The 23,382-nt window shown below is 70.7% G+C and carries 22 protein-coding genes, 1 tRNA gene and 1 pseudogene; 14 read left to right on the top strand and 10 right to left on the bottom strand.

From position 1 onward, the window contains the following. Both K228_RS0120500 and K228_RS28460 read left to right on the top strand, forming a co-directional pair. The coding region (locus K228_RS0120500) for an RCC1-like domain-containing protein (RefSeq protein WP_025620119.1) at positions 1-549 on the top strand (549 nt) is incomplete at its 5' end. A 75-nt stretch (positions 550-624) separates the two neighbouring features. Then, positions 625-771, top strand: a complete 147-nt coding sequence (locus tag K228_RS28460) for a hypothetical protein (protein ID WP_155251602.1) — start codon at positions 625-627, stop codon at positions 769-771. Between the two features lie 316 nt (positions 772-1,087). Here the strand turns inward: K228_RS28460 and K228_RS0120495 are convergent, their stop codons facing one another. Continuing rightward, positions 1,088-1,603, bottom strand: coding sequence for a hypothetical protein (locus tag K228_RS0120495; RefSeq protein WP_025620118.1), 516 nt, complete (start codon positions 1,601-1,603; stop codon positions 1,088-1,090). A gap of 692 nt (positions 1,604-2,295) precedes the next feature. Next, positions 2,296-2,372: transfer RNA gene (locus K228_RS0120490), tRNA-Thr, on the bottom strand. Between the two features lie 306 nt (positions 2,373-2,678). Between K228_RS0120490 and K228_RS0120485 the strand changes: the two genes are divergently transcribed. Beyond that, positions 2,679-3,776 (top strand): ABC transporter ATP-binding protein, encoded by a 1,098-nt coding sequence (locus K228_RS0120485; RefSeq protein WP_025620117.1) that lies wholly within the window; start codon positions 2,679-2,681, stop codon positions 3,774-3,776. 67 nt (positions 3,777-3,843) lie between these two features. Here the strand turns inward: K228_RS0120485 and rlmB are convergent, their stop codons facing one another. Then, complete coding sequence (gene rlmB, locus K228_RS0120480; RefSeq protein ID WP_025620116.1) at positions 3,844-4,989, bottom strand: 23S rRNA (guanosine(2251)-2'-O)-methyltransferase RlmB; 1,146 nt, start codon at positions 4,987-4,989, stop codon at positions 3,844-3,846. Then, a complete protein-coding gene (cysS, locus tag K228_RS0120475) occupies positions 4,989-6,404 on the bottom strand; it encodes a cysteine--tRNA ligase (protein WP_025620115.1) in 1,416 nt (471 codons plus the stop codon). Before cysS ends, rlmB begins: the two co-directional genes overlap by 1 nt. A gap of 62 nt (positions 6,405-6,466) precedes the next feature. Here cysS and K228_RS0120470 point away from each other — a divergent pair, with 62 nt between their 5' ends. Further along, on the top strand, positions 6,467-7,138 hold the full coding sequence (locus K228_RS0120470) for an IclR family transcriptional regulator (RefSeq protein WP_025620114.1): 672 nt from the start codon (positions 6,467-6,469) through the stop codon (positions 7,136-7,138). Between the two features lie 144 nt (positions 7,139-7,282). On the opposite strand, the gene K228_RS0120465 is transcribed toward K228_RS0120470, so the two are convergent. The 3 genes and pseudogenes from K228_RS0120465 to K228_RS0120455 all read right to left on the bottom strand — a co-directional run bounded on the left by K228_RS0120465 (position 7,283) and on the right by K228_RS0120455 (position 10,748). After that, complete coding sequence (locus tag K228_RS0120465; RefSeq protein ID WP_025620113.1) at positions 7,283-8,992, bottom strand: S8 family serine peptidase; 1,710 nt, start codon at positions 8,990-8,992, stop codon at positions 7,283-7,285. Then, positions 8,989-9,766: pseudogene (locus K228_RS0120460) on the bottom strand (HAD family hydrolase). Before K228_RS0120460 ends, K228_RS0120465 begins: the two are co-directional and overlap by 4 nt. Positions 9,767-9,785: 19 nt before the next feature. Then, complete coding sequence (locus K228_RS0120455) at positions 9,786-10,748, bottom strand: EamA family transporter (protein ID WP_025620111.1); 963 nt, start codon at positions 10,746-10,748, stop codon at positions 9,786-9,788. An 83-nt stretch (positions 10,749-10,831) separates the two neighbouring features. Between K228_RS0120455 and K228_RS0120450 the strand changes: the two genes are divergently transcribed. The 9 genes from K228_RS0120450 to K228_RS0120410 all read left to right on the top strand — a co-directional run bounded on the left by K228_RS0120450 (position 10,832) and on the right by K228_RS0120410 (position 20,778). Beyond that, positions 10,832-11,377, top strand: coding sequence for a CGNR zinc finger domain-containing protein (locus tag K228_RS0120450; protein WP_025620110.1), 546 nt, complete (start codon positions 10,832-10,834; stop codon positions 11,375-11,377). A 132-nt stretch (positions 11,378-11,509) separates the two neighbouring features. Further along, positions 11,510-12,958, top strand: a complete 1,449-nt coding sequence (locus K228_RS0120445; protein ID WP_025620109.1) for a dihydrolipoyl dehydrogenase family protein — start codon at positions 11,510-11,512, stop codon at positions 12,956-12,958. Continuing rightward, complete coding sequence (locus K228_RS0120440) at positions 12,955-13,674, top strand: TVP38/TMEM64 family protein (RefSeq protein WP_025620108.1); 720 nt, start codon at positions 12,955-12,957, stop codon at positions 13,672-13,674. The genes K228_RS0120445 and K228_RS0120440 overlap by 4 nt, the downstream gene beginning before the upstream one ends. After that, positions 13,674-14,297, top strand: coding sequence for a CDP-alcohol phosphatidyltransferase family protein (locus K228_RS0120435; RefSeq protein ID WP_025620107.1), 624 nt, complete (start codon positions 13,674-13,676; stop codon positions 14,295-14,297). The genes K228_RS0120440 and K228_RS0120435 overlap by 1 nt, the downstream gene beginning before the upstream one ends. 17 nt (positions 14,298-14,314) lie before the next feature. Then, the gene (locus K228_RS0120430) at positions 14,315-15,526 is read left to right on the top strand and encodes an ABC transporter substrate-binding protein (protein WP_025620106.1); all 1,212 of its coding nucleotides are present in this window, start codon (positions 14,315-14,317) and stop codon (positions 15,524-15,526) included. Continuing rightward, complete coding sequence (locus K228_RS0120425) at positions 15,523-16,380, top strand: ABC transporter permease (protein WP_025620105.1); 858 nt, start codon at positions 15,523-15,525, stop codon at positions 16,378-16,380. Before K228_RS0120430 ends, K228_RS0120425 begins: the two co-directional genes overlap by 4 nt. 143 nt (positions 16,381-16,523) lie before the next feature. Further along, positions 16,524-17,303: an ABC transporter permease gene (locus K228_RS0120420; protein ID WP_033777181.1), complete on the top strand. Its 780-nt coding sequence runs from the start codon at positions 16,524-16,526 to the stop codon at positions 17,301-17,303. Beyond that, a complete protein-coding gene (locus K228_RS0120415) occupies positions 17,300-18,337 on the top strand; it encodes an ABC transporter ATP-binding protein (protein ID WP_025620103.1) in 1,038 nt (345 codons plus the stop codon). The genes K228_RS0120420 and K228_RS0120415 overlap by 4 nt, the downstream gene beginning before the upstream one ends. Positions 18,338-18,426: 89 nt before the next feature. Continuing rightward, the gene (locus K228_RS0120410; RefSeq protein WP_025620102.1) at positions 18,427-20,778 is read left to right on the top strand and encodes a glycoside hydrolase family 9 protein; all 2,352 of its coding nucleotides are present in this window, start codon (positions 18,427-18,429) and stop codon (positions 20,776-20,778) included. A 47-nt stretch (positions 20,779-20,825) separates the two neighbouring features. Here K228_RS0120410 and K228_RS0120405 read toward each other — a convergent pair whose 3' ends face one another. The 3 genes from K228_RS0120405 to K228_RS0120395 form a co-directional block, all read right to left on the bottom strand. Further along, positions 20,826-21,008, bottom strand: a complete 183-nt coding sequence (locus K228_RS0120405; RefSeq protein WP_025620101.1) for a DUF397 domain-containing protein — start codon at positions 21,006-21,008, stop codon at positions 20,826-20,828. Positions 21,009-21,293: 285 nt separating this feature from the next. Beyond that, positions 21,294-21,476 (bottom strand): DUF397 domain-containing protein, encoded by a 183-nt coding sequence (locus tag K228_RS0120400; RefSeq protein WP_018810334.1) that lies wholly within the window; start codon positions 21,474-21,476, stop codon positions 21,294-21,296. Next, positions 21,467-22,297: a helix-turn-helix domain-containing protein gene (locus K228_RS0120395; RefSeq protein WP_025620100.1), complete on the bottom strand. Its 831-nt coding sequence runs from the start codon at positions 22,295-22,297 to the stop codon at positions 21,467-21,469. Before K228_RS0120395 ends, K228_RS0120400 begins: the two co-directional genes overlap by 10 nt. 548 nt (positions 22,298-22,845) lie before the next feature. Here K228_RS0120395 and K228_RS0120390 point away from each other — a divergent pair. Then, positions 22,846-23,133 (top strand): hypothetical protein, encoded by a 288-nt coding sequence (locus K228_RS0120390; RefSeq protein WP_025620099.1) that lies wholly within the window; start codon positions 22,846-22,848, stop codon positions 23,131-23,133. Positions 23,134-23,382: the final 249 nt, after the last annotated feature.

The following is a 23,382-nucleotide window of genomic DNA, read 5'->3' as shown; positions in this document are numbered from 1 at the left end:
AACGACGACGGCCAGTTGGGCGACGGAACCACCACCAACCGCAGCACACCCGTCGACGTCAACCTGCCGCCAGCAACCACCATCACGGCCATCGCCGCGGGCGATTTCCACAGTCTGGCCCTGACCGCACCACCAACCTCCACCACCACCCTGCAGGTCACCCCCACCAACCCGGCAGCGGATCAGGACATCACCCTCACCGCCACCGTCACCTGCAACATCGACACCCCCACCGGAACCATCACCTTCAACACCAACACCACCGCCCTCACCACCACACCCCTGACCACCAACGGCACCGCCACCCACACCACCACACTCCCACCCGGCACCCACACCCTCACCGCCCACTACACCAGCACCAACACCTGCCCCAACAGCCAATCCCCACCCACCACCATCACCATCACCCCACCACCCGACGAACCCGACCTACCCATCACCGGCCCCAACCTCACCACCACCACCGGCGCTGCCGCCCTCTCCATCCTGGCCGGCGCCATCCTCAGCTACGTCGCACGCCGACGCCCACCACACCGAGCCACCTAGAAACGACGACGCCCCGCCATTGGCCTCACGGCCGGGCGGGGCATCGTTGCCTGTGACAGGTCAGAAGTCGTCGGCGTGCAGATCACGATCGCGAATTCGCCGGACGAGGCGTTCTCCTTCACCGCCTCAGGGCTCTCGGCGAGTTCGACGGGCGATTGTCTTGACCTCGTTGCTGTCAGACTGGCGATTCACGACGGCATCCCGTCGGGTAGTGCCTGGTGAAGGTGGAGCCCCCGGCCGGGATAGAACCGGCGACATCTCGCTTACAAGCAGAAACCGTCCTTGCACCGTTCGGTCACGCTTGCTCTGCGGGTAGCTCGTGTGCACAAAGTCGATAAGCGAGTGGTTTCTGGGTAGCCCGGTCAACGTGGCCGAGGTCTTTCTCCTCCGCGGCTTCCTCGAGACCGCGATGAGCGCGGCCCCGCCCTCCCGACCTGGGAGAGCGGGGCCGTCTGCTGTCACATGGTGGGCTGTCCGGAGCCCGGGCAACGGGCGCGATCACCCATCGCCTGGTGGGGCGGGCAACTCTTGCCGGGGCTCACACTGACGCGGGCTCCGCATGCGGAGCATTGAGACGATGCCATGACTGGACTCCCTGGGGGATCCGGTAGTCCGGATACGGGTCGGTCTCGGGCTCGGACGTGCCCCCGGATGCCGCGGTAGCTCGGAGGTAGATCACCGAACGGTCGCTGGCAGTGATGCGGATCGCGGCGGCGACCGGCACCTCCACGCCGGGCTGTTGGCACAGCTCCCATGAGGTGAACACCTCGGGCCGGGCGACATCGAGGAGTTGCTGGGCGAGCACGAGGATTCGAGCGGCGCGCTGCCGCGGTGGCAGCGGCCCGGTGGGCAGCGGTACCGGCGTGGCGTCACGCGGCGGCACGCCGGCCCACAGCATGGCGGCTGTCCCGGACTGGTGTTTGACCTTGATCCCCGGGGGCGACTGTCCGCCTGGCTGGGTGTCGGCGCCGTAGCGGGTGACCTCGACGATGTCGGGGTGCTCGGCTGCCCGGAGGATGGCAGTCATCACGTCCAGGGCCTGGGTTACCTGCACGGGCGCTCCTATCGGGGATCAGGGCAGCTCAACGGGCCGGGCCAGTGTACCGGCGGGGTGGGCTGGGCGCGGCTCCAGCGCATCGCGGTCAGGCGTGGCGCCGCCGTGTCCAACGGTGAGTACCTGGGGTGGGTTCTCATCCGACTTCGACGCGGCGGGTACGGCCACCTTGTCGAACGCGTTGGGCGGTCTTCTTCCTGGGCGTACCGGGCAAGGTTTTACTGAAGGCACCGGCCAACGTTGTTGACATACCCCTTGCCATAGCCCTTGCAACTGGGCGTGGTGCCGGGCTGAAGGCGGTGCGGACAGGGTCGACCCGATTCGGACCCCGCGCGAAGCCAGGCAAAGAACTCCCGAAGGTGGTCCCGGCCGACCTGCTCCCAGTCACGAACCCTCGGTTGGGTTGCGAGTAGCCGCCCGGAGAACAGCACAGCGGCGTCTACATACGTGTCGACGGTGCGCTTACTTAGGCCATCGGACAGCATGGCGAGCGCTCATGAGTTGAGCCAGGCGCGGTAGTGGCCAGGGTCAGGGCGAGGTGTCTTGGGGTACTGGAGAGGCATACAGATCACCATCCCCCGGGATGCCGGGCACCCGGCATCCTCACAAAGTCGATAAGCGAGTGGCCTCTAAGCATAGTTCGGTTCGCCTCCTCGGGAGACTTACCGACGTTTGTGCAGTTGGAGCCGTGTTGGAGCCCCCGGCCGGGATCGAACCGGCGACATCTCGCTTACAAGGCGAGTGCTCTGTCCAGCTGAGCTACAGGGGCGTGTTGCCGACGCCAGCATAGCGACCGACGTCCAGTTTTCCCGCGCGGCAGGCCCGGTCAGCACGACTTGCGTCGGCAGCACGCCCCGGTCGCCGTCGTTTCATGCCTGCCACTGCCCGGTTGACCGTTATGCGTATGGCCTCGGTCCCACCAGTTACTCCCGTTCTTGGCACGCGGAGGAAACCGATCTACGGTTCAGGGACGCGGTCGACGCCCGTCGCCCGTGGGCCGGGTCGCAGCTGCGGGCCGGTCCGCTCTTTCACTCGGATCGTCCGGCACGTTCCTGCCGGTGAAAGGAAGCACCCCATGGCCACGGTTACCTACGCCAAGGCGTCCCGGATCTACCCGGGCACCGAGCGGCCCGCTGTCAACCAGCTTGACCTGGAGATCGGCGACGGCGAATTCCTGGTCCTGGTCGGCCCCTCCGGTTGCGGTAAGTCCACCAGCCTGCGCATGCTCGCCGGCCTCGAGGACGTTGACGAGGGTTCGATCTCCATCGACGACCGGGACGTCACCCACCTGCCGCCGAAGGCCCGCGACATCGCGATGGTCTTCCAGAACTATGCCCTCTACCCGCACATGTCGGTGTACGAGAACATGGCGTTCGCCCTCAAGCTGCGCAAGACCCCGAAGGCGGAGATCGACCGGCGGGTCAAGGAGGCGGCGACGCTGCTCCAGCTGGAGGAGTACCTCGGCCGCAAGCCGAAGGCGCTCTCCGGCGGCCAGCGCCAGCGGGTGGCGATGGGGCGGGCGATCGTCCGCGAGCCGCAGGTCTTCCTGATGGACGAGCCCCTGTCGAACCTCGACGCCAAGCTGCGGGTGCAGACCCGTACCCAGATCGCGTCCCTGCAGTCCAAGCTCGGCGTGACCACCGTCTACGTCACCCACGACCAGGTCGAGGCCATGACGATGGGGCACCGGGTGGCGGTCCTGCTCGACGGCGAGCTCCAGCAGGTCGACACGCCGCGGGCGCTCTACGACACCCCGGCCAACGTCTTCGTCGCTGGCTTCATGGGCTCGCCGGCGATGAACATCAAGACCGTGCCGCTGACCGACAAGGGCGCCGAGTTCGCCGAGATGCACATCCCGCTGACCCGCGAGCAGGTCGAGGCGGCCCGTGCCGAGGGGGCCGGCGACAAGGTTGTGGTGGGCTTCCGTCCGGAGGACTGCGAGCTGGTCAGCCCGACCGAGGGCGGCCTGCCGGTCACCGTTGAGCTGGTCGAGGACCTCGGGTCGGACGCGAACATCTACGGCCACGCCGCGCTGGAGGGCACGAACGAGCGGTTCGTGGTCCGCACCGACCGGCGCACCATGCCGACCATGGGCGGCACCGTGTTCGTCCGGCCGCAGCCCGGACGCAGCCACATCTTCAACTCGAAGACCGGCATCCGGATCTCGTCCTGACCTACGAATCCTGAGCTACGAAAGGGGGCGGTCCGCATCAGCGGACCGCCCCCTTCGGGTGCGGAGTTCAGGCCTCGGCGGCCCGGCGGCGAGCCACCTCGGCGAGTGTCACGGCCGCCGCAACGCTGGCGTTCAGCGACTCGACGTCGGAGACCATCGGGATCTGGACGGTCAGGTCACAGGTCTGGCCGACCAGCCGGGACAGGCCGCGCCCTTCGGAGCCCACCACCACGACGAGCGGGCCAACAGCGGCTTCCAGGTGGTACAGGTCGGTCTCCCCGTCGGCGTCCAGGCCGACCACAACGAAGCCGGCGTCCTTGCACGCCTTCAGTGCCCGGGTCAGGTTGGTGACCTGGGCGACCGGAACCCGAGCGGCGGCACCGGCGCTGGTCCGCCAGGCGGTCGCGGTGATCCCGGCGGCCCGCCGTTCGGGGACGAAGACCCCCTGCGCGCCGAACGCGGCGGCCGACCGGATCACCGCGCCCAGGTTTCGTGGGTCGGTGACCCCGTCCAGCGCCACCAGCAGCGGGGCGGGCTGTTCCAGCGCCGCCGCCGTCAGGTCCTCGAACGGCTCGTATCGGAACGGCGGCACCTGGAGGCCGACGCCCTGGTGCAACACGCCGCCGGTCATACGGTCCAGCTCGACGCGGCTGACCTCCAGCATCGCGAGGCCCCGGTCCGCCGCGGTCCGGACGATCTCGCTGATCCGGTCATCGGTATTGAGTCCCTGCGCCACGTAGAGGGCGGTGGCCGGAACGTTCGCGCGCAGTGACTCGAGCACGGGGTTGCGGCCGACCAACAGCTCGGGAGCGTCCTTCGCCGGGTTCGTCCGACGACCGGGGGCAACCCGCGGGCCACCGCTGCGGCCCTCTGGCCGACCTCGACCGCTCTTGGCGGGGCCGCCCCGGCCTCCCTTGTTGGTGGGGACGCCCCGGCCGCCACCCTTACCCCAGGTGGTGTCCTTCGTGCCGGGTTTACCGATCTTCGGGGCGCGCCCCTCCTCGGCCGCGCTCCGACGCTCTTTCTCCTGCTTCCAGGCGGTGCGCTGGGGCAGCTTCTCGGTGCCCGAGTACCCCTTGTGCCACGGCCGCTCGTCGGCGGGCAGGGTACGGCCCCGCCCGGCGAGGGCGTCCCGCCCCTTGCCGCCGGAGCCCTTCGGGGCACCCGCCTTCGATGTCAGCCGTCGGCTACGGCGCTGCGAGTTGCCGGCCATCAGTCCTGCTCTCCAATAGTCCAACGGGGGCCCTGCGGGGTGTCCTCGACCACCACTCCGGCCTGCTTGAGCTGGTCGCGGATCGCGTCGGCGGCGGACCAGTCCTTGCGGCTGCGTGCCTGCGCCCGCTGTTCCAGGGCCAACTGCACCAGCGAGTCGACCACGGCGCACAGGTCGTCCGTGCCGCCGCCGGCACTCCACGCCGGGTCGAGTGGATCGACCCCGAGGATATCCAGCATCGCCCGCACCTGGCCGAGCGTGGTGCGGACGGTCACATCGTCGCCGCCGGTCAGCGCGGTGTTGCCGTCCCGAACTGTCTCGTGCAGCACGGCGAGCGCCGCTGAGGTGTTCAGGTCGTCGTCCATGGCGGCGGCGAACGCCGCGGGCACCACAGCGGGTTGGCCGGCGCCGACCCGCTCGGCGGACCGCTGCACGAAGCCCTCGATCCGCCGGTACGCGACGGCCGCCTCCCGCAGCGCGTCCTCCGAGTAGTCGATCATCGACCGGTAGTGGGCGGCGGCGTAGTAGTAGCGCAGCTCCACCGGACGCACCCCGAGCGAGTCCACGTACCTCAGGTCGAGGGCGTTGCCGCAGGACTTGCCCATCTTCGTGCCGGCGATGTTGAGCAGGCCGTGATGCACCCAGTAGCGGGCAAACGGCAGGCCGGCCGCCTGCGACTGGGCGAGTTCGTTCTCGTGGTGCGGGAAGGTCAGGTCCAGCCCGCCGCCATGGATGTCGAACTCGCTGCCGAGGTAGCGCCAGCACATCGCCGAGCACTCGATGTGCCAGCCGGGTCGGCCCCGGCCCCACGGCGACGGCCAGTACGCGTCGGCGGGCTCATCGGGCTTGGCACCCTTCCAGAGGGCGAAGTCGCGCGAGTCACGTTTGCACCGTGCGGGGGCGTCGCCGGCGGGCTGCATGTCGTTCGGGGACTGGTTGGACAGCGCACCGTACGCGGGCCAGGAGTGCACGTCGAAGTAGACATCGCCGGAGCCGTCGGAAGCCGGGTAAGCGTGGCCGGCGTCGATCAGTTGCGCGATCAGCTGCAGCATCTCCGGGATGTGCCCGGTGGCCCGCGGTTCGTAGGTCGGGGGCAGCACGTTCAATGCCCGGTACGCGGCGGTCAGCTTCAGCTCGTTGGCGTAGGCGATCGACCAGTACGGTCGGTCCTGCTCCACCGTCTTGACCAGGATCTTGTCGTCGATATCGGTAAGATTGCGAATGAAGCGGACCTCGAGCCCGCGCGCCAGTAACCATCGGCGGAGCACGTCGTAGTTGACGCCGGAGCGAAGATGACCGATGTGTGGCGGTGCCTGGAGGGTGAGACCACACAGGTAGATCCCCACCTTGCCGGCTTCCCGCGGGACGAAGTCCCGCACCGAACGGGTGGCGGTGTCATACAGGCGTAGGGTCACCGGACCAGGGTATCCGTCCCCGCTTCCTCGGGCCGCCGGGAGCCGGGTCGTACGCTGCTGGCGTGGACACGACCCCCCGACGTAGTGCCCCGCCGTCCCCGCGGGGCGGCGAGAGCGCACAGACGCTGGACCGGGGGTTGCGCCTGCTGCACCTGGTCGCCGACGCACCCGGCGGGTTGACCGTCACCGAGCTGGCGGGACAGCTGCGGATCGGGCGCGCCGCCGTGTACCGGCTGGTCGCGCCGTTGAGCGCGCACGGCCTGCTGCGCCGGGATGCCGACGGCCGGCTCCGCCTCGGCGTGGGGGTGCTGAATCTGGCCCGGCGGGCCCAGCCGCTGCTGGCCGAGGGGGCGCTGCCGGCGCTGCGCCAGCTCGCCGAGCAGACCGGCGCGACCGCGCACCTGACCGTGGTCGAGGGCGGTGAGGGCGTCGCGCTGGCGGTGGTCGAGCCGAGTTGGACCGCCCTGCACGTGGCGTACCGGACCGGGGCGCGGCATCCGCTGGAGCGTGGGGCGGCCGGGCGGGCGATTCTCGCCGGCCGAGCCGGCGCGGCCGACCCGGTGGACACGGCTGGGGAGTTGCAGTCCGGGGCGCACGGGGTGGCCGCGCCCGTGCTGGGCGTACCAGGTCTGGAGGCGAGCGTCGGTGTGGTCTCCCTGACGCCGTTGGACACCGAGACGATCGGCGGCCAGGTCCACGCGGCCGCCGTCACCGTCGCCGACGCGCTGCGCTGAAGCCGACGTGCCGCGCTGACAGTTGGGGCCGGCACGCTGCGTTGGAGCCGACGTGCCGTGCTGACAGTTGGGGCCGACGCGCTGCACTGAACCGCAAGGCCCGGCCGACCCTGTCGGGTCGGCCGGGCCGGTGCTCGGTCAGCCCTACGGCCGGCCGTGCGACTTGAGCGGGGTGGCTACCGCCGTGTACGCGTCGATGACGCCGTACCCGTAGAAGCCGTTGAAGTTGCGTCCACCGGCGCAGTACGCGTCGTAGGTCTCGTCGCGGCCCTCGTCGCGGTACTGCTGCAGCCGCGGGTTCGGGCACTCCTTCTTGGTGGCGGTGCGGTAGAGGTGCTGCTCGACCAGCTCCGGGGCCAGGCCGTAGCCGCCTCGGCCCTGCTTCTTCCCGTGCTTGCTGACGATCAGCGCGGCCACGCCCGAGGCGTGCGGCGACGCCATCGAGGTGCCCTGGAGGTAGCGGTAGTAGCCGCACTCACCGTTGCTCTTGCACTCCTTGAAGATGAGCCCTTCGACGCTCGGATCGATGTTGCCGTCCGCGTCCACCAGGCCGTCTTCCTTGAGCACCTTCTCCGGGTAGGTGGAGAGGATCAGGTTGGGGAAGGTGCTGAAGGTGTCCGTGCCGAAACCGTCGCGGAACCAGCCGCCGGGCGCAGCGATGCTGATCTGCTCGGTGCCGTAGTTGGAGTAGGCGGCCTTCTTCCCGGACGGACCGACCGCGGAGACGCCGATCACGTGCGGCCCTTCGACCGGCAGGTCCCAGCAGCTGTCGTTGTCGATCTCACGCGGGTACGGCGGGGTGTCACCGAAGTCCGGGCTGGACGTGTCGATCCGGGGGTCGCCCAGGTCCTCGTGGTTGTTGCCGAGGGAGCCAACCAGGGTGACGCCCTGCTCGTGGGCGAAGTTCAGCGCCCGCTTCATCGCCTTGATGATGGCCCGCTGCTCGGCCTGGTGTTCGGGCGAGTCGGCCGGGTTGGCGGTGCAGTTGTAGAGCCACGGGTCGACGTAGAAGGACATGTTCACCACGTCGAGACCGGCCCGGCCGGCGTGCAGCAACGACTGCACCACCGGCTCCAGGAAGAAGTAGCCGGAGTCCTGGCCGCCCTTGAGCTCCACCAGTGAGACGTTCGGTGCGACACCAGAGAGGCCGAAGCCGTTGGCGGCGGCGCCGATGGTGCCCCCCACGTGAGTGCCGTGGCCGCCATCATCGGTGCCGATCGGGTCGAGGCAGCTCGCCACCTCGCACTCGCCGTCGACCTCGGGCATGTCCGGCGCGAAGTTGCGGGACAACGCCCAGTTGAAGTTCGGTGCGATGTCGGGGTGGCTGGCGTCGAGGCCGGTGTCCAGCACGCCGACGGTGACGCGCCGGTCGCCGGGCTCCTTCTTGCGGGCCTTGTCGGCGCGGATCATGTCCAGGCCCCACAGCTTGTCGTCCAGCGGGTCCATCTTCTTGCCCTTGCCGTCGGACCCCTTGCCCGAGCCCTTGCCGGAGCCCTTGCCGTTGATGGTGGTCAGCAGCGCCTCCTGCTCGACCGGGTCCAGCTTGGGCTTACGGCCGATGGCCTTCTGCTCGACGGCACCGATCAGGGTGTCTGCCTCGGCAATCCGGTCGGTGAAGTCCACCTTGTCGCTGGTCACCTGGAACACGCCGACATCGTCGATCCGGGTTACGACGGCGCCCCCGGCTGCCTTAATCTCCGCCAGGGCCGCCTCGGCGCTGACGCCGTCCTCCGCGACCACAGTGAAGGTTTCGCTGCTGCTCGGAGCGGCACCAGCGGGGACACTCAGCCCCGTGATCGTCAACGCCAGGCCCGTCACGGCGGCGACGGTGCCAGCGGTGAAGCGTCTGCTCACATCGGATCCTCTCGTTGCGGGACGTGGCAGTCATCGAACAACACCATCGACGTTTGCACCAGGGGCTGTTCCGATTGCGCCCCGAAGATCTTCTTCGTCCGCAAGAGCAGCCAAGACGGCCGGAAGATCCGTCAAGGTGGACAGTTCCGCGTCTGGTCGCACCCCCGACGGGCAGGTTCGACCATCGCGGTTGAGCCAGACTCCACGCAGCCCGGCGGCCTGCGCCCCGACCACGTCGTGGGCGATCGAGTCACCGACGTACACCACCTGCCCGGCCGGGACTCCGGCCGCCTGGACCACCGCCGCGTAGAACTCCGGTGCCGGCTTCTTCGGTAGCCCGTTGTCGTGTGCGTACACCTCGAAGGCGAACCTCCCGGCGAGCCCGCACCGCTCCGCGCGGCTGTTGCCGTTGGTGGCGTAGCCCACCACCCACGTCTCCGCCAACTCTGCGAGCGCCGGCAGCACATCCGGGAAGGGGCGGGTCAGCGCGAACCGCTGGGCGAAATAGCGAGCCAACAGGTCGTCCAGGTGTGCGTCGAGCCCGACCCGGGACACCGACCGGGAAAGCGCCACCCGGCGCAGCTCCGGCATCGGTATAGCAGGGTTCGCGGCGAAGGCCACGGCCCAGTCGGTCTCCAGGTCCGCGAGGGATACCGCGACCGCTGCCGGAGTCAACCGACGCATCTCGTCGAGGACGGCCAGCAGCCCGCCGGTCATCGCCGGGCGTAGGTCGAGCAGGGTTTCGTCCGCGTCGAACACCACCGTCCTCAGCATGGCGTCGAGCTTGCCAGGGTCAACCGCGGGTGGCGAGCGCCGGTTTCTGGCCCGGCTCCACCGTTGGGGTCTCGCGTGGCTCGTCGAGGCGGACCAGGGCCACCCCGGCGACGATCAGGGCCCCACCGACGAGCTGTACCGCGGTGGGCAGTTCGGTCAGCACCAGCCAGGCGATGAGCACCGCGAACATCACCTCGGTCAGCCCGACGAAGGAGGCCAGCCGGGCCCCGAGGAGACGGGTCGAGGCGACCCCGGTGAGGTACGCGAGCACGGCCGCGACCAACACCAGCCCCGCCACCGGCACCAGCCAGCTGGTGCGCTGCCCGGCGAAGTCGACCGTGCCGGTGTACGTCCGCAGCGGCAACACCCCGACCAGCCCGAGGAGAAGCAGCACGCCGGCGCCGACCGCCATCCCACCGGAGGCCAGCACCACCGACGGGAGGTTCGCGTCCATCCGGCCGGCGAGCACGAAGTAGCCGGCCAGCCCGACGGCCGCGCCGAGCCCCCAGAGCACGCCCACCGGGTCCAGCCGCCCGGCCCCGGCGAGGTCGAGCACGAGGCCGAGCCCGGCCAGGGCGACGATCGACCCGGCGACGGTGAGCCGGCGGGGGCGTTGCCCGTGGGCCAGCCACATCCAGCCGACCACCACCACGACGGCCAGGTACTCCAACATCAGCGCGACGCCGACCGGCAGGTAGCGCACCGCGTTGAAGAAGCACACCTGGGCGAGGGCGACACCGAGCAGCCCGAATGCGGTGATCGAGGCGGCGTTGCGCCGGAGCAGCGACCAGCGACCGCGCAGCGCCAGCACCGCTGGCGCCAGTAGCACCAGGGCGGCGAGGCCGACCCGGATGACCACCGCCGCCTCGGCGGACCAGCCGGCGTCGATCAACGATCGGGCGAACGTCCCGGAGGTCGCGAAGGTCAGTGCCGAGAGCACCGCCAGCAGGAGGCCGGCGCTGCCGAGCGGGGGTTGGCGCATGGGTTCTCCTTGGCAACGACACCATGTAATGGGCAAAATGAGCTTACGTCGATGACGATAGCGCTACCAGGATAGGAGTCAAATTGCTTTTTGCCCATGACACCGAGTGCGGGCTGATCGCCGCCGCGGCGCTGGTGAACACCGACGGCAGCACCGGCGACAGCCTGCCCGACACGGCCGCGCTGAACGCCTTCTTCGTCGCGCACGCATACAGCGGACGACACGAGCACACCGACGGCGAACTGCGGTCGGTACGCGAGCTGCGCCCCCGGCTGCGCCGGATCTGGCACGCCGACACCGACGAGATCGTGTCCATCATCAACGGACTGCTCCGGGAGAACTCCGCCCTGCCCCAGCTCATCACGCACGACGATGAGCCGTACCACCTGCACGCGGTGCCCCGGGACGCGCCGCTGGCGACCCGGATGGCGGTGGAGGCCGCCATGGCGATGGCCGACCTCGTCCGCAGTGGCGAACTGGGTCGACTACGCAGCTGCGACCACCCCGAGTGCGGCAACGTCCTGGTCGACCTGTCGCGAAACCGATCCCGCCGTTTCTGCGACGCCGGCTGTGGCAACCGGGCCGCCGTCACCGCATACCGCGCGCGCAAGACCGCCAGCCGCTCCTGAGCCGGCCACCGGGCCAGCCCGCCACAGCCCAGTTCTGACCGTTGCATTACAGGGTTCGGCGGCTCGGGCCCGGACCGGGCATCCTGGACAGGCACGGCCGCACGGGCGGCACAGCGAGGAAGGCTGGGTGGGGTGGAAGAGTGGGATCTGGCGGTCCTCGGTGGCGGCACCGCGGGGCTCGTGGCAGCCAAGACCGCCGGCCGGTTCGGTGCCCGGGTGCTGCTGGTCGAATCCGCCCGCACCGGGGGTGACTGCCTCTGGACCGGCTGCGTGCCCAGCAAGTCGTTGATCGCCGCCGCGCACGCCGCGCAGGCCGTCCGCACCGCCGACCGGTATGGGGTGCAGACCGGCCCGCCGAAGGTCGACGACGCCGCCGTGCTCGCCCACGTACGGTCCTCGATCACCCGCATCGAGCCGGTGGACTCCCCCGCCGCGATCAGCGCCACGGGGGCGACGGTGGTGGCCGGCCGGGCGGAGTTCACCGGCCCGGGAACACTGCAGATCACCGACGACGCGGGCACCCGACCTGCCCGGTTCCGCTGGGCGCTGATCGCCACTGGCGCCGCGCCCGCCCTGCCCGCCGTGCCCGGCCTGGCCGAGGCTGACCCGCTGACCACCGACACGCTCTGGGACCTCACCGAGCTGCCCCGGCGGCTGGCGATCCTCGGCGGCGGCCCGATCGGCTGCGAGCTGGGCCAGGCCCTCGCCCGGCTCGGCGTCGAGGTCACCCTCGTCGAGCTGGCCGACCGGCTGCTGGGCAAGGAGGAGCCGGAGGCCGGCGCGCTGATCGCCGAACGGCTCCGCGCCGAGGGCGTGACCGTGATGACCGGGACCGACGTCGACCGCGTCGCCGGCGGCACGCTCCACCTCAGCGGCGGCGCGAGGGTCGAGGTCGACCGAATCCTGGTCGCCACCGGACGCCGACCACGCAGCACCGACCTGGGCCTGGCCGCCGCCGGAGTGCGCTGCGCCGAGCAGGGGCACGTCGTGATCGACGACCTGATGCGGACCAGCAATCGGCGGATCTTCGCTGCCGGTGACGTCACCGGCACCCTCCCGTTCACCCACGTCGCCGGGGTGCAGGGCGGATACGCCGCCACCAACGCGCTGCTCGGGCTGCGTCGCCGCATCGACTACGCCGCCGTACCGTGGGTGACCTTCACCGACCCGGAGGTGGCGCGCGTCGGGGCGACCCTCACCCAGGCCCGCCAGCGGCACGGCAGCCGAGCACGCGCGGAGCGGCTCGCCCACGACCACGTCGACCGGGCGATCACCGACGGTCGTACCGATGGATTCACCCAGCTGGTGAGCGGGCCGGGCGGCCGGCTCCTCGGCGCCACCGTCGTCTCGCCCCGGGCCGGTGAGACGATCGCCGAGCTCGCCGCCGCGATCCGGCGCGGCGCGAAGGTACGCGACGTGGCCAGCACCGTGCACCCCTACCCGACGTACGCGGACGGGCCGTGGAACGCCAGTCTCGCCCAGCTCCGCGCCGACCTGACCGCGCCGCTGCCGGCCCGGGCGATGACCGCGCTCCGCACCCTGCGCCGCGCCCTGCACCCGATCCGGGGTGGGAACCGATGACCGACCACTCAGCCCGGCCGGCGGCGGCGTCCCGGCTCGTCCGGATCGTCGGCTCACCGTGGCCGAGGCTGGCCTTCCTGGTGGTCCTGCTGGCCGGCGCGGCGACGCTGCTGGCCACCCAGGGCACCCCGGATGTGGAGACGCTGCGGGACCGCGTCGCCGCCACCGGGCCGTGGGCGCCGCTGCTCTACATAGTCGGGTACGCCCTGGGCACCGTGCTGCTGTTCCCCGGGGTGCTGCTCACCGCCGCCGCCGGGGCGCTCTTCGGAGTGGTCGGCGGATCGGTGGTGGTGCTGGTGGGGGCGACCCTGGGGGCGGTGGCGTCGTTCCTGCTCGGCCGGCTGCTGGGCCGCCCGGCCGTGGAACGGCTCGTCGGCGGCCGGCTGCACCGCCTGGACCAGTTCCTGGCACGACGTGGGCTGATCGCGGTGATCGGGCTGCGGCTCGTGCCGCTGGTCCCGTTCGCGCTGCTCAACTACGGCTCCGGGGTGACCGCCGTCCGGCTGCGCGACTACGCCCTCGGCTCGGCGATCGGCATGACGCCGGGAATTGTCGCCTACACCGCGGTCGGTGGCTCGCTGACCGACCCCACCTCGCCGCAGTTTCTCGCCGCCGTGGCCGGACTGGCCGCGCTGACCCTGGCCGGTGCGGCGGCGGCCCGCCGGGTCCGCCGCCGGGACTCCCGCGCCGTGTCGACCGCCGAGGGCGCCACCTGATGATCGACGCACGTCTGCGGCCGGTCCTGGCCAAGACCCTGGACCGGCTCGCCACCGCCGTGGACCGACCGTGGGTGACGCCCGGCCGGTTGACCGCCGCCGGTCTGACCCTGGGCCTGGCCGCGAGCGGCGCCGCGGCGGCCGGCTGGTGGTGGACGGCGCTGGTGGCGTGGCTGGTGTCCCGGCTCGCCGACGGCCTCGACGGCCCCCTCGCCCGCCGCCGCGGCACCGCCTCCCCGTTGGGCGGGTTCCTCGACATCGTCGCGGACTTCACCGTGTACGGGGCGTTCGTCGCCGGGGTCGCCGTCGGCGTAGCCGGGCCCGCCACCCCGTTCCTGGTCCTGCTGGTGACCTACTACGTCAACGGGGCGACGCTGCTGGCGTACTCGTCGATCGCCGAACGGGTGGGCCGGGAACGCGGTGACGAGCGGTCGCTGCACTTCCTCGGCGGGCTGGCCGAGGGCACCGAGACCATCGCCGTACACGCCCTCTTCTGCCTGCTGCCCGGCTTCGCCGGAGAGCTCGCCTGGGGGTGGGCCGCCGTGGTCGCCATCACCGCCGGGCAACGCGTCGTGCACGCTGTCCGTACCCTGTCCGAGCCTGCCGGGAGGCCCACCCGATGAACCGACGATGGCGCGCGGTGGCGACGCTGACCGCCGCCGGCCTGCTCGCCGCCGGCTGCACCGCCGGCACCGGCGACGTCGACCCCGCCCCCCGCGACTTCGCCCAGGTGCTGCGGGAGGCCCGCGGGCAGACGGTCAACCTCTTCATGTACGGCGGCGACGACGGCGCCAACCGCTATGTCGACGAGGTCGTCGCCCCGGCCGCCCGCGAACGGCTCGACATCCGGATCAACCGGGTACCGATCACCGACACCGCCCTGGCGGTCAACAAGGTCCTCGGCGAGAAGCAGGCCGGCCGCGGCTCGGGCGGATCGGTGGATCTGGTGTGGATCAACGGGGAGAACTTCCGCACCGGCAAGCAGGCCGGGCTGTGGCAGTGCGGGCTGGTCGAGCTGTTGCCGAACATGCGCTACGTCGACTGGTCCGAGCCGACGGTCGCCAACGACTTCGGCACCCCGGTCGAGGGGTGCGAGGTGCCGTGGAGCCGCGCCCAGTTCGCGTTCAGCTATGACTCCGCCCGGGTCAGCGACCCGCCGACCAGCCTCGCCGGGTTGCTGGACTGGATCCGCGCCAACCCGGGCCGGTTCACCTACCCCGCCCCGCCGGACTTCACCGGCTCGGTCTTCGTCCGGCACGCCCTCTACGCCCAGGCCGGCGGGGTTGACCAGATCCCGGACGACTTCGACCAGGCCGCCTACGACCGGCTCACCCCGCCGCTGTGGCAGACCCTGCGCGAGCTGCGGCCCGCCCTGTGGCGCGCGGGTGCGACGTACCCGGCCAACGAGAAGGAGCTCAACGACCTGTACGCCAACGGGCAGGTCGACTTCACCATGACGTACGGGCCCGCGCAGGTGACCAGCCTGGTCGAACGGGGACAGTTCCCGGCCACCACCCGTACCCTACTGCTGGACGAGGGCACCATCGGCAACACCAACTACCTCGCCGTACCGGCCAATGCCGCCAACCGCTCCGCCGCCCTCGCCCTGGCCGACCTGTTGCTCTCCCCCGAGTTGCAGTTTGAGAAGGCCCGCCCCGACGGGTGGGGCCAGTATCCGGCCGTGGACCTCGACAAGCTCGACGTCGAGTGGCGGGACCGCTTCGCCGCCCTGCCCGCCTCGGCCCAGGTGCCAAGCTATGACCAGCTGTCGCGCAACAGCCAACCGGAGCTACGGGCGGAGTGGCTGCCGCCGTTGGAGGAGGGCTGGCGGCGCGAGGTGCTGCAGCAGTGAACCACCGCCGTACCGGGTTCCTGCTGATCCTGCCGGCGTTGGCCACCGTGGTGCTGCTCTTCGGCGGCGGCCTCGGCTACGGGTTCGCGCAGAGCCTCGGCCTGGCCGGGTTCACCGACACGCCAGTCGGCCTGGCCGCCTACCAGCGGGTCACCGACGGTCCGGCGTTCACCGACGGGCTGCTGCTGAGCCTCTGGATCTCCACCGCCGCCACCGGGCTCGCCGTCGCCATCGGTGTCGCCGCCGCCCTGGCCCTGCGCCGCACCGCCGCGGGCCGGCGAACGGCCACCTTCCTGGCCCAGCTCGGGCTACCGGTGCCGCACCTGATCGGCGCGGTCGCGATCGGGCTGCTGCTGGCCGACTCCGGCCTGCTGGCCCGCGCCGCCCGTACCGTCGGCGTCGCGCTGCCCGCCCTGGTCGCCGACCCGCACGCGGTCGCCGTGATCGCCGAGTACGTGTGGAAGGAGGCGCCGTTCGTGCTGATCGTCGTCTTCGCCGCGCTCGGCGGGCCGGTAGCCGAGCACGAACGGGTCGCCGCCACCCTCGGCGCCCGCCCCCGGCAGGTGCTGCGGCACGTGACCCTGCCCCTGCTCGCCCCGTCGATCCTGGCCGTGGCGGTGCTGATCTTCGCCTTCACCCTCGGCGCGTACGAGGTGCCCGCACTGCTCGGCCGCGCGTACCCGCAGCCGCTACCGGTCCTGGCCTACCAGCGGTTCACCGCCGCCGAACTCTCCGGCCGGGCCGAGGGCGTCGCCATCGCCCTGCTGATCGCGGTCATCGCCGTCGCGGCGGCGCTCGCGTACACCGGGGCCAGCCGCCGGGCCGTCGGCCGGGTGACGGGAGCGCGGCGATGACGGAAGCGCGGCCGGCGACGGGATCCCGGCCGGTGCAGGAAGCGGGGCCAGCGCAGGGAGCGGGGCCGGTGCAGGGAGCGCAGCCGGTAAAGGAGGCGGGGCGGTCCCGGCGGCCGCTCGGCGCGGCGTTGGCCCGCCCCGCGGTGCTGATCCTCACCGGCCTCTGGGTGGCGGGGCCGCTGCTGCCGCTGGCCGTGCAGGCCTTCACCGACCAGTGGTTCTACCCCGACCTGTGGCCGGCCCGCTGGTCGCTGGCCGGCTGGGAGCAGGCCCTCGGCCCACAGTCCCGTCTCGCCGAGGCCGTCGCCACCTCCGTCGGCATCGGCGCCACTGTCGCCGCCCTCGGAGCCGCCCTCGGAGCCGCCGCCGGGCGCGCGTTGGCCTGGCATCGGCTGCCGGGAAGACGGCTGATCGAGCTGGTTCTGCTCGCCCCGGTGCTGGTGCCCCCGTTCGCCGTCGCCATGGGCGCGCAGATCGTCTACCTACGCGCCGGGCTCGCCGACTCACTCACCGGTGTGGTCCTGGCCCAGCTACCCGCCGCCACCGCGTACGCCACGCTGCTGATGTCCGGGGTGTGGGCCGGCGTCGACCCCGCCCTGGAACGGCAGGCCCGCACCCTCGGCGCCGGGGCGTGGCGGGCGTTCCGCGAGGTCAGCCTCCCCCAGCTGCGCGGCGGCCTGGTCGTCGCCGCCATGTTCGCCTTCCTCATCTCCTGGAGCGACTATCTGTTGACCCTGCTCATCGGTGGCGGCGTCGTCACCACCGTGCCGCTGCTACTCTTCGCCACCGCCGCCGGCAGCGGCAACCAGGCCGCCACCGCGGCCATCGCGCTGGTCGCGGTGGCCCCGCCCCTGCTGCTGACCGCCCTCGCCGCCCGGCAACTCGCCGGCCGCGACACCGCCCTGCTCGGAGTCGGCCGATGACCACCGACATCACCATCGCCGACCTGGACCACACCTACCCGGGTGCCACCACACCGACGCTGTGCCGGGTCACGCTGGAGGTGCCGGCGGGCAGCCGTACCGCCGTCCTCGGGCCCTCCGGCAGCGGCAAGTCCACCCTCCTGTCGATCGTCGCCGGGCTCAGCACCCCCACCGGCGGCGACGTCCGGCTCGCCGGCCACAGTGTCCTGCGCCAGCCCCCGCACCGGCGCGACCTGGGCGTCGTCTTCCAACGCCCCCTGCTCTTCCCGCACCTCACCGTGGCCGAGAACGTCGCCTTCGGCCTGCGCATGCGCGGCACCGACCGCGCTGTCATCCGGCGGCGGGTCGCCGAGCTGCTCGACGCCGTCGCGCTCCCGGGCTACGACGAGCGGCGCAGCGGCGAACTCTCCGGCGGCCAACAGCAACGCGTCGCCCTCGCCCGCGCCCTGGCCGCCCGCCCCGGGGTCCTGCTGCTCGACGAGCCGTTCAGCGCCCTCGACCCGCAGCTACGCGGCGACATGCGGGCACTCCTCACCGAGCTGCACCGGCGGGAGGGCAGCACCACCCTCTTCGTCACCCACGACCGCGACGAGGCCACCGACGTGGCCGATACCGTCACCGTGCTCCTCGACGGCCGGGTCGCGCAGCACGCCCCGCCCGCCGACCTGTTTCGCCGGCCCACGACCCTGGCTGTCGCCCGATTCCTGGGCGGTGCCGGCAATGCCATCCCCGGCACTGCTTCGGCCGGTCACTTCGACTGCCCCCTCGGCCGCCTCCGCCTCGATACCGACCACCGCGGAGCGGGCCTGCTCCTCATCCGCCCGGAAGCCATCGTGGTCGGCGACCAGCAGGAGGACAACGTGGTGCCGGCGACCATCACCGCCGTCACCGACCGGGGCACCCACCTCGACATCCAGGCCACCAGCGCGGGAGTCACCCTGCGCCTCACCACCGGGCCGGCAGCACCGCTGCGCTCCGGCGACCACACCCTCCTCTGGCTGCCCCCGGCCCATCTCAGCGTGGTCACCCCATAGTCAGGCAAGGACCCCGCCGCAAGTTCAGAGTTTCTCGCCATCTCTTTTCAGCGTCGCCCGGGCGTGGTTTCATCGGCACACCTGAGTTGGTGGAGCGCTCCCACGCCGCCGACACCCCACCTGGCACCCCTACCAGGATCGAGAGGAGCCGCATGGCCCCCAATCCACCGGCCGACCGGAGGCGACGCGCCGCACCGCTCGCCGCCGGCATCGTCCTCGCGCTCGCCGTCAGCGGGTTCACCGGCGGCAGCGCGCAGGCCGACGCCGTAGAGCAGATCATCAACGGCACCTTCGACGACGGCCACGCGCCCTGGTGGTCCACCGCCAACCTCACCCTCGACTCCAGCGACGGCAGGCTCTGCACCGATGTGCCCGGCGGCACGATCAACCCGTGGGACGCCATCATCGGCCAGGACAACATCTCCCTCCAAGCTGGCGTGACGTTCGAGTTCCGGTTCTTCGGCAGCGCCGACCCGGGCAAGGTCGGCAAGGCGCTGATCCAGCTCCCGGTCGCGCCGTACACCCAGTACCTCGCCGCCAACCCGGCGCTGAACGTCTCCGGCGACAGCTACCGCTACACCTTCACCTCCCCGGTCGACCTACCGAATGCCCAGGTCGCGTTCCAGATCGGCGGCAGCGCCGAGCCGTGGCGAATCTGCCTGGACGACATCAGCCTCGTCGGGGACGCCGAGCCAGACGTGTACGAGCCGGACACCGGTCCACGGGTACGCGTGAACCAGGTCGGTTACCTACCCAGGGGGCCGAAGAACGCCACCGTCGTCACGGAAGCGACCGAAGCGCTGCCCTGGCAGCTGCGAAACGACGCCGGGACCGTCGTCGCCAGCGGCACCACCCAACCTCGTGGACTGGATGAGTCGTCCGGGCAACACGTACACAGCATCGACTTCGGCGACTACCAGAAGAAGGGCACCGACTACACCCTCACCGCCGACGGGGAAACCAGCCGGCCGTTCGACCTCGGTTCCGACTTCTACGAACAGCTCCGGCTCGACGCGCTCAAGTTCTACTACACCCAACGCAGCGGGGTGGAGATCCGCGAAGACCTGCGCCCCGGCTACGGCCGGCCAGCCGGGCACGTCGGCGCCGCCCCCAACCAGGGAGACACGTCGGTGCCCTGCCAGCCCGGCGGCTGCGAGTACTCACTGGACGTCGCCGGCGGCTGGTACGACGCGGGCGACCACGGCAAGTACGTCGTCAACGGCGGCATCTCCGTACACCAGCTGATGAGCGAGTACGAGCGCTCCCTCCTGGCCCGCACCGGCGAATTCTGGAAGCTGCGCGACGGCACCCTCGACCTGCCGGAGAGCGGTAACCGGGTGCCGGACATTCTCGACGAGGCCCGTTGGGAACAGGAGTTCCTGCTCAAGATGCAGGTACCGGCGGGGCAGCCCTACGCCGGCATGGCCCACCACAAGATCCACGACGACTCCTGGACCGGTCTTCCGCTCCTGCCCCACCTCGACCCGAAACGCCGCGAGCTGCACCCGGTCTCCACCGCGGCGACGCTCAACCTGGCGGCCACCGCCGCCCAGGCCGCACGGGTCTACCTGCCCTACGACTGGCGGTTCGCCCTGCAGAACCTCAAAGCCGCGAAGGCGGCGTGGGCGGCGGCGAAGTCCAACCCCGAGATGTACGCCGACCCGAACGACGGCAACGGCGGTGGCGCGTACGACGACGACAACGTCACCGATGAGTTCTACTGGGCCGCCGCCGAGCTGTTCATCACCACCGGTGACCGCGAATACCGGGACTTCCTGCTCACCTCCCCGCTGCACACCGCGGACGTCTGGCGGGACCGGGGCTTCGACTGGGGCAACACAGCTCAGCTCGGCCGACTCCAGTTGGCAACCCTGCCCAACCGCCTGCCCGACCGGGAACGAATCCGGCAGTCGGTCATCACCGGCGCCGACAAGTATCTCGCCACACTGGAGGCGCACCCGTACGGCATCCCATACGCACCGGCGGACAACACCTACGACTGGGGATCCAACAACCTGATCCTGAACAACGCCATCGTGATGGCCGTGGCGTTCGACCTCACCGGCACCGACCGCTACCGCGACGGCGTCCTGGAGACCATGGACTACATCTTCGGGCGCAACGCTCTCAACCAGTCCTACGTGACCGGGTACGGCGAAGTGGCGTCGGAGAACCAGCACAGCCGCTGGTACGCCCACCAACTCAACACCGACCTGCCCAACCCACCCTGGGGCACCCTGTCCGGAGGTCCCAACTCAAGCATCCAGGACCCGGTCGCCCAACAGAAACTGCAGGGTTGCCCGCCGCAGTTCTGCTACCTCGACGACATCGAATCGTGGTCAACCAACGAGTTGACCATCAACTGGAACGCGCCGCTGGCGTGGCTAACCGCTTTCATCGCCGACCAGGACAACGGCGACGCCCGTGGTCGACTGCGTTAGGTAAACGTGGGGCGCCCCGGCCTGACGACCAGGCTGGGGCGCTCGCCCTAGCGGCGTAGCGCGGCGGTGAAGGACCGCCAGGAACCCGGGTCAATCGTCAGCGCCGGACCCGCCGGGTCCTTACTGTCCCGCAGCCCCACCACACCCGGCAGGTTCGTCGCCACCTCAACACACTGGTCGTTGGAACCACTCCGGCTGCTCTTACGCCAGGTAGCACCCATCAGGCCCATGGCTCCGCGACCTCTCCGGTCATCTCGTGTCGCCATCTCCAACCGCCCTCCATGAACCGGTTGATCGACTCCAGTACCGCGCCACCAGCAAACCTCAGCCCCGCCCAAAGGCTCTCACGCAGCGCAGCCGAACCCTTCGGCCGTAGCCGCGCGATCAGCACACTGTGAAGCACAACGCCTGCCCCGAACGCGGCGTCGCGGTGGCACAGTCGATTCAAGAAAGAGGGGCAGCACCAAGTTGAATCCGCCCAGCGCCGGTCGGCAGCAGATCCTGGACGAGGGGCACTAGCGTTGCAGCGAGACCAGGAAGGACCGCCAGGAACCTGGGTCGATCGTCAGCGCCGGCCCCGCCGGGTCCTTACTATCCCGCAGCCCCACCACACCCGGCAGGTTCGTCGCCACTTCGACACAGTCGTTGGTCTGAGCACTGCGACTGCTCTTCCGCCAGGTAGCACCCGTCAAGTCCATGACTCCGTCACTTTCCTCACCAGTTCGATTGACTTCCGTGGAGGCAATGCCTCGCCAAGGCTAGCTTCCCAGACCCGTTGCAGCCGCCCGAGATCCGACGGCTGATCGACTTCCTGCCCACCCACCTGCGTCGCGAGGAACGCCAACTCCGTCTCCTCACGGAGGGTCGCGAGAATGAACGGCCCGCCCATCCCCGGATACTCCTGCCCTGACAGTGGCACGACGTGCAGCCGAACACGGGGATGCTCGGTCGCCACCCGGGCGAGGTGAGCAGTCTGGTCATACATGGTCTTACGGGTCCCGACCTGTCGACGCAGAGCGGCCTCGTCTACCACCGCCACCAAGCGCGGCTGCTCCTCGTCGTAGAGGATGCGCTGGCCTTCCATCCGCTCGTTGAGCCGCGCCTCCACCTCCGCTGCCTCAAGCAGGCCACCTGCCTCGAAGACGGCGCGGGCGTACGCCTCGGTCTGGAGCAGACCGGGAACGTAGAGCGGTTCGAACCACCGCAGCACCCGCGCCTGCGCCTGCGCCTGCGCCTGCGAAACAATCTCGCCACCGCCGCGTAGCCAGGGTTGGGCACGATCCAGGCTGACCAGGTTCGCCAGCATGCGGGTGAAGAGGCCACCGGTGTCCAGCGCCTTGTCGAACTGCTCGAGATACTTGCTGGTCGGCGGCGCCTGGCCCAACTCGACCGCACTGACCATCGACGGCGAGTAGTTGATGGCCTTGGCCAACTCCTCCTGACTCCAGCCCCGCCGAATCCGCGCCCGCCGTAACTCCGCCACCAAGAACGCCGCAGCGGTCATCTCTCCAGTCGCCATCTCCAACCGCCCTCCACGAACCGGTTGATCGACTCCAATACCGCGCCACCAGCCAACCCAGTCACACCCAAAGGCTCTCGCACAGCACGGCCAAACCCTTCCGACCGTAGCCGCGCCCTCAGCACACTGTGAAGCACGACGCCTGCCTCCATTCCCGAACGCGGCGTCGCGGTGGAATCGCCCGCTCTCCCGGCCGGGCGACCCCACCGCCGGGGCCGTGACGCAAATAGTCGATCCGAGGAGGGCAGCGCCATGTCTCGATCCACCCGAAAGTGGTTCCCCCGCGCATTCCGGTGGCCGCGCAACCAACGCCCCATCCCGCTCGCGCCCCGACACCGCCGGGTCTGGCGCGGCTCCCGCCCCGCCTGCTCCTGCGGCCTACGCTGGCGGGCCTGTCCGGACCGACACACCACCGTGCCAACCGAACCAATCACCGCCGCACCCCCACCGAACCGCCCCGCGTGGAACGCCCCCACCGTCGCCAACCCCCAGGTAGGCCGCGTCGGCTGGCTCACCCCCGCCCAAACCTGGCGCGCCAACGGCGGCAAATGGTGACCCCTCCCGCCAGCCGACCACACCTGCCACTACGCCCACTCTGGATCTGCTGCACCTGCGCCGCACCCTGGCCCTGCGCCACCGCCCGACTCAACCTGCGCCACGAATACGCCAACGACCTCGTCGCACTCCGGATCTACCTCTGCGCCCAGCTCCACGAGGCCGCAGCCGACCTACACAAACTCCACCCGCGCAACAGCCCAGACCCGAAAGCCCTCTTCGACCGCTTCCTCGCCTGGACACCCCGGGCCAGCCGGGACTGCGTAGATTTCCGTGTTTGACCTGGGTGTGGTCCGTTGGACAGGACGTTGATCCTGTCCAGGAAGGACCACGTTATGGCAGACAAGAAGAACACGGTTCAGCTTCCGCAGCCGTCGGCGGCGGAGGTGGAGTTCGCGTAGCAGCTGGTCGAGCGGGCCAAGGCCGATGGAGTCTCGTTGGTCGGTCCGGGTGGGCTCCTCGCGGGGATCACCCGCACGGTCCTGGAATCAGCGCTCGACGCCGAACTGGATGCCCACCTCGACGAGGTC

Source organism: Salinispora cortesiana (assembly GCF_000484695.1).
Taxonomy (GTDB): Bacteria; Actinomycetota; Actinomycetes; order Mycobacteriales; family Micromonosporaceae; genus Micromonospora; species Micromonospora cortesiana.
The sequence above is the reverse complement of the archived record's forward strand: the minus strand, read 5'-3'. Positions and strand labels throughout refer to the sequence as shown.